Origin of the sequence: Cohaesibacter sp. CAU 1516 (assembly GCF_005771485.1) — a bacterium.
GTDB classification, from domain to species: domain Bacteria; phylum Pseudomonadota; class Alphaproteobacteria; order Rhizobiales; family Cohaesibacteraceae; genus Cohaesibacter; species Cohaesibacter intestini.
This window is the reverse complement of sequence record NZ_VANT01000001.1, coordinates 967,896-980,150: the sequence shown is the minus strand read 5'-3', so window position 1 is coordinate 980,150 and position 12,255 is coordinate 967,896. Positions and strand designations below refer to the sequence as shown.

General features: G+C 55.5%; 11 protein-coding genes. 7 read left to right on the top strand and 4 right to left on the bottom strand.

Going from position 1 to position 12,255, the window contains the following annotated elements; translation table 11 throughout:
- Nucleotides 1–414 (top strand): VOC family protein, encoded by a 414-nt coding sequence (locus FDK21_RS04570; protein WP_138147635.1) that lies wholly within the window; start codon nucleotides 1–3, stop codon nucleotides 412–414.
- 25 nt (nucleotides 415–439) lie between these two features.
- On the opposite strand, the gene FDK21_RS04565 is transcribed toward FDK21_RS04570, so the two are convergent.
- From FDK21_RS04565 to FDK21_RS04555, 3 genes are all read right to left on the bottom strand, one after another.
- Nucleotides 440–1,141 (bottom strand): hypothetical protein, encoded by a 702-nt coding sequence (locus FDK21_RS04565; protein ID WP_138147634.1) that lies wholly within the window; start codon nucleotides 1,139–1,141, stop codon nucleotides 440–442.
- Nucleotides 1,142–1,291: 150 nt separating this feature from the next.
- Nucleotides 1,292–1,759 carry a DNA polymerase III subunit chi gene (locus FDK21_RS04560; RefSeq protein ID WP_210238668.1) on the bottom strand — a complete coding sequence of 156 codons (468 nt, stop codon included), beginning with the start codon at nucleotides 1,757–1,759 and terminating at the stop codon, nucleotides 1,292–1,294.
- A gap of 109 nt (nucleotides 1,760–1,868) precedes the next feature.
- On the bottom strand, nucleotides 1,869–3,359 hold the full coding sequence (locus tag FDK21_RS04555; protein WP_138147632.1) for a leucyl aminopeptidase: 1,491 nt from the start codon (nucleotides 3,357–3,359) through the stop codon (nucleotides 1,869–1,871).
- Nucleotides 3,360–3,683: 324 nt separating this feature from the next.
- Between FDK21_RS04555 and lptF the strand changes: the two genes are divergently transcribed.
- From lptF to rsmA, 6 genes are all read left to right on the top strand, one after another.
- Nucleotides 3,684–4,919, top strand: coding sequence for an LPS export ABC transporter permease LptF (gene lptF, locus FDK21_RS04550; protein WP_171021941.1), 1,236 nt, complete (start codon nucleotides 3,684–3,686; stop codon nucleotides 4,917–4,919).
- A gap of 15 nt (nucleotides 4,920–4,934) precedes the next feature.
- Nucleotides 4,935–6,023: an LPS export ABC transporter permease LptG gene (gene lptG, locus FDK21_RS04545; protein ID WP_281405403.1), complete on the top strand. Its 1,089-nt coding sequence runs from the start codon at nucleotides 4,935–4,937 to the stop codon at nucleotides 6,021–6,023.
- Nucleotides 6,024–6,028: 5 nt separating this feature from the next.
- Nucleotides 6,029–8,350, top strand: a complete 2,322-nt coding sequence (locus FDK21_RS04540) for an LPS-assembly protein LptD (RefSeq protein WP_210238667.1) — start codon at nucleotides 6,029–6,031, stop codon at nucleotides 8,348–8,350.
- Nucleotides 8,351–8,501: 151 nt separating this feature from the next.
- The gene (locus FDK21_RS04535) at nucleotides 8,502–9,434 is read left to right on the top strand and encodes a SurA N-terminal domain-containing protein (RefSeq protein ID WP_138147628.1); all 933 of its coding nucleotides are present in this window, start codon (nucleotides 8,502–8,504) and stop codon (nucleotides 9,432–9,434) included.
- Between the two features lie 219 nt (nucleotides 9,435–9,653).
- Nucleotides 9,654–10,658 carry a 4-hydroxythreonine-4-phosphate dehydrogenase PdxA gene (pdxA, locus tag FDK21_RS04530; protein WP_114008984.1) on the top strand — a complete coding sequence of 335 codons (1,005 nt, stop codon included), beginning with the start codon at nucleotides 9,654–9,656 and terminating at the stop codon, nucleotides 10,656–10,658.
- Between the two features lie 41 nt (nucleotides 10,659–10,699).
- Nucleotides 10,700–11,551 (top strand): 16S rRNA (adenine(1518)-N(6)/adenine(1519)-N(6))-dimethyltransferase RsmA, encoded by an 852-nt coding sequence (rsmA, locus tag FDK21_RS04525; protein WP_138147627.1) that lies wholly within the window; start codon nucleotides 10,700–10,702, stop codon nucleotides 11,549–11,551.
- A 63-nt stretch (nucleotides 11,552–11,614) separates the two neighbouring features.
- On the opposite strand, the gene gmk is transcribed toward rsmA, so the two are convergent.
- Entirely contained in the window at nucleotides 11,615–12,253 is a 639-nt protein-coding gene (gene gmk / locus FDK21_RS04520) for a guanylate kinase (protein ID WP_138147626.1), read from the bottom strand.
- Nucleotides 12,254–12,255 lie beyond the last annotated feature (2 nt).

Here is a 12,255-nt window from a genome sequence, read left to right as displayed (position 1 = left end):
ATGCCCCAGTCCATGTCGCTGGTCGCCATAGTTGTGCGCGATTATGACGAAGCCATTGGCTTTTATGTCAACACGCTGGGCTTTGAGCTGATCGAAGACACTTATCAGCCAGAGCAGGACAAACGCTGGGTCACCGTCCGGCCCAAAGGCGGCGGGGCTTTTGCTCTTTTGCTGGCCCGCGCCTCGAATGACCATCAAAGCCAGTATATTGGCGATCAGGCCGGCGGTCGGGTGTTTCTGTTCCTTGAAACAGACGATTTCTGGCGCGACTACAAGCTCTATCAGGATCGCGGTGTCACCTTTGTCCGCGAGCCACTAAAGGCCGATTACGGCACGGTGGCGGTCTTTGAAGATCTCTATGGCAACCGGTGGGATCTGGTCCAGTATGACCAGTCCCCACTCAAACAGCTTTAGCCTTCAAGCCCGGAACGCAACACCGTCAGAAGGTGCGCGCCCACTGAAAGCAGCTGGCGACGGTTCCCCCCTGGTAGCGTTCAATCCGAACCTTGTTGTTGTTGCTATATTTGCCGCAAAAGATGCTGAACTTGCCGTTTTTCTGATAGCGAATATAGAAAGGGCCATCCTTCATGTTGTTGCGCCAATAGCCGCGCAACAGATTGCCCTTGCTGTCGCGATAGCTGCCTTGCCCATTGCGCTTCCCATTGCGCCAATCCCCTACATAGGACGCGCCATTGGCATAAATCATCTTGCCTTCGCCATGCACCTTGCCCTTGAGCCACTGGCCGCGATAACGCCCGCCTTTGGCGAAGGTCATCGTGCCTTGTCCCTGCCTGACACTGCGCACCATGTTGCCTTCATAGACATTGCCATTGGCATATTGGCAGACGCCGTAGCTGGAAATCTTGCCCTTGGAAAACTCACCGCGGCAGCGCGTGCCAGACTGATAGGTATAGACGCCATGCCCCGCCATACGCCCACGGGCGAAGGTGCCCTTGTAACTGGCTCCTGACCTGAAGCGGAAGATCCCCTGCCCGTGCGGCAGCTTCTTGTTGTTTTTGCCTCTGATATACTGCCCCTCATAGACACCATCCTTATATTGAATGGTCACGGCAGTGGCTTCGAATGTCGTGAAAGCCAGAACCGACAATGCAAGCGCAGAAACGCGTACCAATCCAGCCATAGTAAGTCCCCCGGAAATCTTGGATTCGGGGCAAGTCTGCACAATTCGTCACAGGTGGACAATTCGGCCAGATGTAGCAGTTTGAACAAAGAGATAGGATAGATTGTCGCAGGTCCGCACGCCGAAAAGCAGCGTGGGCAAACCGAGTGGTCAGGCCTTTTTTTGCCAGCCGCCGCGTTCGCTCTGCTGCCAATAGGTCACCGGGAAGCCCGCCTCCTTGAGCGCTCGCCAGCTTTGCCGCGCGGCTTGCAGAGCCTCGTGATCATTGCCGTCAAACATCAGAATTGCCCGTTCCAACCCCTCAAGCAGGGTCAGATCGCTTTCCGGCTTTGCCCCATCAACGAAAAACCGCACCGCCGCTCCATTTTCGGCCTTGATCCCCTCAGAAGCGATCAGCACCGGCTGTCGACCGGCATGCGCCATGCTGGCCATGCCATGGGCAAGAAAACTGTCTTCCCGCCATGTCCAGAGATGATTGTCAAGCGCAGTGGCCCGCTCGTGCGAGCCGGTTTGAACGAAGGCAGACCATCCCTTCTCGACGCATTTCTCCAACAACAGGGGCAAGGTCCCTTCGAGCGGCTGCATTTGCAGATGATAGAAAAAAATGTCGGCGGGCATGGTCATTCCCTGATTGGACGCAACAGACTGACTTGTAGCATGTCCCCGCAGCCAAACAAAAGGGGCGCATTCTCAGCGCCCCTCTGTCTTTCAACAAACAAGGCTGAAATCAGCCTTCATAATTGTCTTTGACCAGACGGTCGAGCAGACGCACGCCAAAGCCCGATGCCCAGCTCTGGCTGATATCGGTTTTGGGCGAATCCATCGCGGTACCTGCAACGTCAATATGTACCCAGTCGGTGTCCCCGGCAAAGCGTTTGAGGAACTGCGCCGCCGTGATCGAACCGGCCCAGCGACCACCGGTATTTTTCATGTCGGCAAACTTGCTGTCGATCATCTTGTCATATTCTTTGGCCAGCGGAAGACGCCAGACCGTTTCACCGGTCACTTCGCCCGCCTGACTCAATTGGGCGCACAATGCGTCGCTATCAGAAAAGATACCCGCATTCTGCGTCCCCAGCGCCACCAGAACGGCCCCGGTCAGGGTCGCCAGATCGATCATGAAGCGCGGCTTGAACTCTTCCTTGGAATAATGCAACAGATCAGCCAGTACGAGGCGGCCTTCTGCGTCGGTATTGATGACCTCGATGGTCTGGCCAGACATGGAAGTGACAATGTCGCCCGGGCGCTGTGCCTTGCCATCTGGCATATTCTCGACAAGACCGATGATGCCGATGGCATTGACCTTGGCCTTCCGGCCTGCAAGCGCGCACATCAGGCCAGTCACAGCAGCAGCCCCGCCCATGTCACCCTTCATGTCTTCCATGCCACCAGCGGGCTTGATGGAAATGCCGCCAGTGTCAAACACCACACCCTTGCCGACAAACACCACGGGTGCTTCGCCCTCAGCACCACCGTTCCATTTCATGATGGCAACCCGTGGCTTGCGCTCAGACCCCTGGGCCACACCCAGAAGCGCCCGCATACCAAGCTTTTCCAGATCCGGCTGTTTGAGGATTTCCACCTCCGCACCAAGCGATTCGAGCGCCTTGGCACGTGCCGCAAATTCTTTCGGACCAAGCACGTTGGCTGGCTCATTGACCAGATCGCGGGCCAGAATTGTACCGTCAGACACCGCATCGTCTTTTTCCCATGCAGCAATCGCACCTTCGACATCGGCGCAAAGAATGGACACCTTAACCGCGTCTTTTTCTTCCTTCGGTTTGCCTTTTTCGGTCTTGTAGGTGTCAAACTCATAGGCCCGCAGCTTCAGCCCCATGGCGATCAGCGACGCAGAAGCAGCATCGAACTCGACCCCTTCGGCTTCCAGAACGACCGACCCCTTGGCTTTGCCTTTCAGCTCTGCCATGGCGATGCCACCAAGACGCAGGAAGTCCTTCTCACTGAGCGCTTCCTCACCGATCCCGACAAGAGTGATCCCATCCAGCTCAACACCAGACGGTGCAAGGATTGAGGCTTTCGATCCGAGTTCCCCTTTGAATTCAGCCACTTTTATTGCCCGACTGATGGCGCCAGCACTGGCCTCATCGAGTTGTTTGGCCACGGGTCCCAACGCAAGAGACTTGCCAACCAACAAAATGGTGACGCCAGACTTGGGGGCAGTGACGGGATGAAATTTGAGGTCCGGGAGTTTTGTCATAATGATCTTGTCTTTCTAGCTTGAAGAAAAATCCGGCACGCCCTGAAAAGAAGGATCCGCCGGATGCGAAAGAATGAAGTATGTTGTCTTATAACTTGGAACCATCGCGCAGCAAGTTCAAGTCGCAAAGCTGCGGATCAGCAAAAAGCCCCACTGCCGGACCATTCCTGTCCACCGAACAGCGCCCGAGGGATCAAACTCCTGTCAGAACCACCAAAAAGACTTGCCTTTCAAGAGGCTTCAAAGCCATATAACCAACACACTTCGGCCCTAACGCTGCCGAACAATGCAAGAAAACCAGACCAGCAGACGAACCGCGGCCACATGAAGCTGATTGAACGCTATATCTTTTTCCGTGCAGCCACGGCTTTTCTAATGTCCGCTGCCGTTTTGACCGCCATCATCTGGCTGTCGCAAGCCCTGCGTGACATGGATCTTGTCACCGCCAAGGGGCAGACTTTGCTAATCTTTTTTTCCATGACCTCGCTGGTTCTGCCAACGCTGGTGATGGTGATTGCCCCCTTTGCGGTGATGATTGCCGCGGCCTACACCCTCAACGGCCTGAATGCCGACAGTGAATTGGTTGTGATCAACGCCACCGGCGCTTCGCCATGGGTGGTGTTGAAACCGATTCTGGTGCTCGGCATCGTCGCAACTTTGATTGGTGGCGGGCTCAGCCTGTATGCGGCACCTCACGCTCTGGGCACCCTGCGTGGTTATATCTCGCAGGTACGTGCCGATCTGGTTGCGCGCATCGTCAAGGAAGGCATCTTCACCGAAATTGAAGATGGCATGACCTTCCATATCCAGAAGCGCGAGCCCAATGGCATCATGCGCGGGCTGTTTCTGTCCGACGAACGAGACCCGGCCCGCCATGTGGTCTATTCATCGGAGTTTGCCCAGATCGTCGAAACAGGCGAAGGCACCTTCTTGAAAATGGATCGAGGCACCATCCAGCAGCAGAATCACAATGTTGATGACAATGGTCAACGCATCGACAATCAGGAGGACTTCGGTTCGGTCAACATCATCGAATTTGACTCCTACGCTATCGATCTGTCCAAATTCACCGGCGTCGGGGAAACCGCCAGCCGCTACTTCAAGCCGCGCGAACGCTCGACCGCATATCTGATCAACCCTGACACCGACGATCCCATCTATCAGGCATTTGCCGACCGGTCCCGTGCCGAACTGCATGACCGCTTTGCCAACCCGCTCTATAATCTCGTCTTTGCCACCGTCATTACCGCTTTTCTGGCACAGGTCCGTACTACGCGAGAGCGACGTGGCAGTGCCATTGTCATTGCTGTGATCATTGCCACCAGCCTGCGCATGATGGGCTTTGCCTCCATGAGCTTGGCGGTGCAGTCCGCCTGGGCGGTCCCCATCATGTATCTGGTGCCTGTTGTTTCAATTCTGCTCAGCCTTTGGGTCATTCTCACAGGCCGCCGGATCATCCTGTTCGATAATTTGATCCGCTCCATCGAGTTGTTCAATGAACGCATTTCGAATAGGCTGAGCGCACTCACCGGCAAGCCCGACATTCAAGGCGCTCAGTAAGGTCAGGTCACCACGTTGCCAAAGATTATCTCGAGATACATCGCCAGACAATTTCTCTTCATGATTCTGGCCAGCTTCATCGGCTGTTTTCTGCTGATCCTGCTGATCGACTTTGTCGAGTTGATCCGCCGGGGTGGTGACAAGGAGAATGCTGACCTCTGGTCCCTCTTCATGATGTCCCTGTTTCGGGTGCCTGTATTCACCGAACAGATCATGCCCTTTGCCGTTCTGTTCGGCTCGATTGCGGCTTTTCTCAACCTCTCCCGCAAGCTTGAACTGGTCATCATGCGCGCGTCCGGCATGTCCGCCTGGCATTTCTTAAGCCCTGCCCTGTTTGTTGCGGTTGCCTTGGGGGTTCTGGCTTTCTCTGCCTACAATCCCGTTTCGGCCTATCTGATGGACAAGTCGCTTGAAATTGATGCGCGGATCTTCGGCGCAAGCTTCAGTCCCGCCGATCAGGCGTCAAGTCGGGACTGGGTGCGACAACAGGGAGAAGACGGAGATTCAATCCTCAAGGCCATTTCCAGCCATGACAATGGCCGCCAACTGGCAGGCATAACGGTCTTCTCCTATGACAAGGAAGGCAACTTCCTCGAACGGGTCGATGCCAAGACAGGTCGCCTCGAAGAGGGCTATTGGCGGATGAGTGACGTTCTGGTCACGTCAGCCTCTGCCGCACCGCGCCATTATGAGACATATCTGGTCAGCACCCACCTGACCGCCGAAGAAGCCAGCGAGACCATGGCCAAGCCCAGTTCAGTGCCCTTCTGGGAACTTGCCGCCGTCATCGATCGGGCCGCCCGATCCGGCCTGCCTGCACACCGATATCGCTTGCAATATCAAACACTCCTAGCCCGCCCTCTGCTCATGGCTGCAATGGTCCTGATCGCTGCAACCGTCTCCTTGGGTGTTTTTCGCTTTGGAAATGTGGGTAAGATGATTCTGGGTGGTGTTCTGGCCGGGTTCGTGCTTTATGTTGTGACCGAACTGGCAAAAAACTTCGGCAGTACAGGACTGGTTAACCCAATTCTGTCAGCTTGGCTTCCAGCGATTGTTGCGTCCTTGATAGGGTTCTCGATTTTGTTATATCAGGAGGACGGATAAGTATGATGAGTACCGTCCATACCAACAGGCCCAAAACAGTGATTTCGCGCCCTGAAAAACCATCAGGTTTGCGCGCCTGTTTGCTTGCCTCGGTTTTGCTCATTACCCCCTTCGGTTTGGTCCCTGCTGACGCGCAAGGTCTATCCAATTCCCTCAATATCACGCGCCCGGATCAGAAGACCCGCATGCTGGTCGAAGCCGACCAGATGGTCTATGACTATGACCGCGAGCGCGTGTCCGCTGTCGGCAATGTCCAGATCTATTACGGCGTCTATGCGCTTGAGGCAGACAAGGTCACCTATGACCAGAGTTCTGCGCGCCTGATTGCCGAGGGCAATGTTCGCCTGACCGAGCCGGATGGCAACATTGTCACCGCCAACTATATCGACATCACCGACGACTTCCGCACCGGCTTTGTTCGGTCCCTGCGCGTCCAGACGCCTGAAAAGGCACGGTTTGCTGCTGAAAGCGCCGAACGGCCCGATGACGATATCACGATTTTCGACAAGGGCGTTTACACCACTTGTGAGCCCTGCCGCGACAATCCGAAAAAGTCGCCTCTCTGGCAGATCAAGGCCTCCCGGATCATCTACAATTCCAAGGATAAGATGGTCTATTACCGGTCTGCCAAGTTCGAGTTCCTCGGTGTACCGCTGCTCTATACCCCTTATTTCGCCCATCCCGACCCGTCCCGACAACGCGCAACAGGGTTCCTGCTGCCTTCCGTCGGCTATGACAGCAAGCTGGGCGTCCATGCCAGCGTTCCCTATTACTGGGCGTTGACCGACAATTATGACGTGACCTTCACGCCAGCCTATTACTCCAAGCAAGGTCTTATGGCCTCGGCCACATGGCGGCATCATCTGGCAAAGGGTCAGTATGAAGTCATCGGGCATGGCATTCTGCAGCAGGATCCAAAGGAATTTTCCGGGACCAGCGGCAATCAGGATTTCCGGGGTGCGATTGAGTCCAAAGCAGAATTCAATCTGACCAAGCAATGGAAATTTGGCTGGGACGTTGCCCTTCTGTCGGACAAGCGCTTCCTGCGTGACTATAATCTGACCGACGCTGACGAAGACAAACGCTCGACATTGTTTCTGGTTGGTCAAGGCGAACGAAACCATTTCGACGCGCGCGCCAACTATTACAACATCATGACGGACAATCTGAGTCAGGGCCAGCAGGCCATCATTCATCCGTCCATTGATTACAGCGCCTACGCCAAGCAGCCTCTGCTGGGGGGCGAAGCACGTCTCAAAGTCAATTCGACCACCCTGACCCGCAACGAAACCAACAGCGAAACCGTTGGTGGCATCACCCGTACCTACGGGCTGAATGGCAATTATAACCGCACCAGCGTCGAAGCCAGCTGGAAGCGCAAATTCATTGCGCCGGGCGGTCAGGTCATCACCCCCTTCACCTCCCTGCGCGGCGACTTCTACTGGATGCCGAGCAAATCCGGTGCACCGGCAGCTCTGGTCGATGACGATTACGCCTTCCGCGGCATGCCGACCGTCGGTGTCGACTACCGTTTGCCAATCCTTGCCGTCAACGGCACCACGTCGCATATCATCGAACCGATCGCTCAGGTCATTGTCAGCCCGAATGAAGCCCATGTGGGCGCGGTGCCCAACGACGATGCCCACAGTCTGATTTTTGACGACAGCATCCTGTTCGACCCGAACAAATTCTCCGGTTACGATCGGGTTGAAGGCGGCACCCGTGCCAATGTGGGCTTCCAGTATCGCATGCAGTTGGCCTCCGGCTGGTCCTTTAACGCACTGGCAGGCCGGACCTATCATTTGGCAGGGACAAATTCCTTCTCGGAACAGGACCTGACAAGCACGGGTCTGGATAGCGGTCTTGACAAGAAGGCCTCGGACTATGTTGCCCGGGTCGGCATCAATTCCAATGGCGCCTTCCAGGCAATTGCCCGTGGACGCTTCGATGCCAAATCAGCAGATCTGAAATATGCGGCCATCGAGGCCTCAGGATCCCACGGCCGACTGTCAGGGACCCTTGGCTACAGTTACACCGACAAGCGCCCCTCCGCCGGTATCGCCACGGTACGACAGGAGCTTTCCACCAGTGCCGCTTACAAGCTGAACGAATATTGGACAGCTGCAGGCGCGGCTCGGTTTGACATGGCGCAGAATGACTTTGTCGAGGGATCCCTCGGATTGAAATATGATGATGAGTGTTTTGCCATCAGCCTGAACTATTCCCATGAGCGGGATATCTATACAGACGAAACCAGTGAACAGAAAATTCAGTTCCGGTTGGACATCAAATCCATTGGTGGTGGCAACTTCAGCCACGGCTTCTAGTAAGAACGTCTTTAGATTGCCGCAATTTTGCGATTTTGTCTGGCGAGGACAGGGCCGATGGCTGGTTCGGGTCCCAATTTTATAAAATCTGTTCGGACTGTACCGGGTGACGACAGCTGACAGCAACAAAACTGAAACAACGAGCGGATCCATGACTGACATTCGATTGAAATCCTCTGCCCTGTTGCTTGCTCTGGCGATGACCATCCTGCTCGCGCCGACCCTTGCACCCAACGCCAAGGCCAGCGGAATTGTTGCTGTCGTCAATGGCGCCGCAATCACTGATTTGGATATCACTCAACGCCAGAAGCTGGAACGCCTGCTGTCGGGTGGAAAGCGCAGGCTGAGCAAATCAGCAGCACTGAATGCGATGATTGATGACAAGTTGAAGCTCATTGAAGCCCGCGACCGCAACCGAACCCCATCGGATTCCGATATTGACAACGCCCTTGGCAACATGGCGCGCAACGCCAAAATGTCATCAAAACGCCTGACTGGCATTTTCCGTCAGGCAGGCGTCAACAAGGAAACCCTCAAGGAATGGCTGAGAGCCCAATTGGCCTGGCGCAGCCTGATCCGAGCCCGCTTCAACGCTCAAATCCGCGTGGATGAGGCAGAGATTATGCAAGCCCTCAATGAAAAGGGTGAATCAAGGAACAGCGTGGAAAGCACGATCCAGTTCGATCTGACATCAGTGCTGTTTGTCGCACGCGCCAAGAATCAGAATCTCCGCCTGCGTGAAGCCAAGCGTTTCAGGGACAGTTTTCAGTCCTGCGACACGGACCTTGAGAAAGCAAGACGCCTGACCGATGTCGCAGTGACCCGAGTGGGACGTCGCGAATCCGGCGCCTTGCCGCCTGCCATCTCCAAAACCCTTCGTGATACGCCAGTGAATCGTTTGACACAGCCGCGGAAAACGGATACCGGATACGAGATGCTGGCTGTGTGTGGCAAGAAAGACCTCGGCAAAGAGGCCACCTTGCGCGACGAGATCGAGACAAAGCTTAAAGATGATAGAAGCAAAGCCTTGTCTCGCAAGTATCTCGCTGAATTGCGCGCACGTGCCGTCATCGAAAAGCGTTAGTATCATCGCAAAACAACAATCACTTTGATGACAGCACGCAAGATCAGACAGATGTCGGGGACCATCGCCTGAACGAATATTCTCTGATCCAAGTCGGCTTGGTCGCGTTTGCCTCGCAAATTGTAGGTTTCGTGGCCGGAACGCTTGTGCTGTCATAGAGCATCGTGGCTATTTGCAACGTTACATGCTCGTGCCAACCAGATTGATCAGGAAACAGTTATGCCTACAAAACCCGATATTCTTGCCGTCTCAATGGGCGAACCCGCTGGCATTGGCCCGGAAATCGTTCTCAAAGCATGGCTTGCCAGTGAGAAGGAAGGCCTGTCACCTTTCGTCGTCTTTGGCGATCCGGAGTTGCTCGAAAGCCGGGCAAGAATGTTTGGCCTGTCGGTACCCATTCTCAAATGCGGTCTGGATGACGTTTTCGACGCCTTCCCTATGCATCTGCCGGTCATACCGCTCGAAAACAAGATGAACTGCAATCCCGGCGAGCTTGAAGTTTCCAATGCTCCAGCGGTCATCGAGGCCATCGAAAGAGCGACAGCCGCCGTACTCGACGGTAAGGCCAAAGCCCTTGTCACCTGTCCAATCCAGAAAAGCAATCTCTACAAAGCCGGATTCGAGCATCCCGGCCATACAGAGTTCCTTGGTGTGCTGGCTGAGCAGAAGACCGGAGAAAGCGCCACGCCAGTGATGATGTTTGCCGGACCGGAGTTGCGTACAATTCCTGTGACCGCCCACATTGCGCTCAAGGACGTTCCCGAAGCTTTGACGCCTGAGCGGATCGAACTGGTCGCCCGGATCGTTGCCAATGACCTCAAAAAGGGCTTCGGCATCGTGTCTCCACGCATCGTGGTGTCAGGCCTCAATCCGCATGCCGGTGAAGAAGGCAAGATGGGATCCGAAGACGATGCAATCATCGCTCCGGTCGTCAAGAAGCTGCAGGCCGAAGGGATTCGCATTTCCGGCCCCTATCCCGGCGACACCCTGTTCCACAAGCGCGCGCGCGAAACCTATGACGCCGCCATCGCCATGTATCACGATCAGGCACTGATCCCCGTCAAGACGATCGCCTTTGATGAAACAGCCAACGTCACCCTCGGCTTGCCTTTCATCCGCACCTCGCCGGATCATGGCACCGCACTCGACATTGCTGAAAAAGGCATTGCCAATCCATCAAGCCTGATTGCCGCCATTGAACTGGCCGGCAAGTTGAAAGCCTGACCTCACATCCCGGTCAGCATGCAGGAAAGCCCACAAGACCCATGGCACAAATCGACAATCTACCGCCACTCCGTGAGGTCGTAGACAAGCATGACCTCAGAGCGAAAAAGAGCCTTGGTCAGAATTTCCTGTTCGATCTCAATCTCACCTGCCGCATTGCCCGTGCGGCAGGGGACCTTTCCAACCATACGGTCATTGAGGTCGGTCCCGGCCCCGGCGGCTTGACCCGCGCTTTGCTGCATGAAGGTGCCAAAAAGGTCATCGCCATCGAGATGGACCCCCGCGCCATGAGTGCATTGGCCGAAATTTCCGATCATTACCCGGACCGTCTCGAAGTCATTCAGGGCGATGCCTTGAAGGTCGATATGCGAGAGCTGGTGCCCGAAAGCCCGGTCCGTATTGTTGCCAACCTGCCCTATAATGTCGGCACGCAGTTGCTGCTTCACTGGCTCGAGCAGGACCCTTGGCCGCCCTTCTATGACTCACTTACCTTGATGTTCCAGAAGGAAGTCGCCGAACGGATCATTGCGACCGAGCAGGACAAGGCCTATGGCCGCCTCGGCATCATCGCCGGATGGCGTTGTCATGCAGAGAAATTGTTCGATGTATCCCGTGAGGCCTTCAATCCACCGCCCAAGGTGACCTCTGCGATCGTGCACCTCACGCCCAAGGCCAATCCCCTGCCCTGCAAGCTCAAATATCTTGAACAGGTGACCGCCGCGGCGTTCGGGCAGCGCCGCAAAATGCTGCGCCAGAGCCTCAAAAGCCTCGGGGTGGACCAAATGGCCCTGATCGAACAGGCAGGCCTTGAGCCAACCCAGCGGGCCGAAACCGTATCCATCGAAGGCTTCGTTGATCTAGCCAATATCTTCGAGGCGATGAAGCAAAGCTGATCCGAAACAAAAAAGGGTGCCACAATCGACTGTGGCACCCTTTTTCATTGCTAAGCCAATGGATCAGCTCTTGTTCAGCATATCGTCAACAAAGGTCCGCGCGCCAATGACCCGCTCGCGCCGATGCCGCTCTGCCTCGACGATGGAGGTAACCGCCTTGAAGGCCTTTTCCAGATCATCATTGACGATCACATAATCATATTCGTCCCAGTGGCTGATCTCGATCTTGGCATTTTCCAGACGGCGGGCAATGACATCCTCAGCATCTTCAGCCCGGCGCACCAGACGGCTTTTCAGCTCTGCCATGGAGGGCGGCAGGATGAAGATCGACACAACATCCTTGCGGGCCGCTTTCTTCAGCTGCAAGGTGCCCTGCCAGTCTATGTCAAACAGCACATCGCGCCCTTGCGACAAGGCTTCCTCGACCGGATCACGGGGCGTGCCGTAAAAGTTTGAATGAACCTCTGCCCATTCCAGCAGGTCACCCCGTTCACGCATGGCATGGAACTGCCGCTCGGAGGTGAAATGATAATGCACCCCGTCAATTTCACTGCCGCGTTTGGCCCGCGTGGTAGCGGAAACCGAAATGTGCAAATTGCGGTCGCTATCGAGCAAGTGACGACAAATGGTCGATTTACCTGCCCCTGACGGCGAAGACAGCACCAGCATCAGGCCGCGACGGATCATGGTTGGATTGGACATGC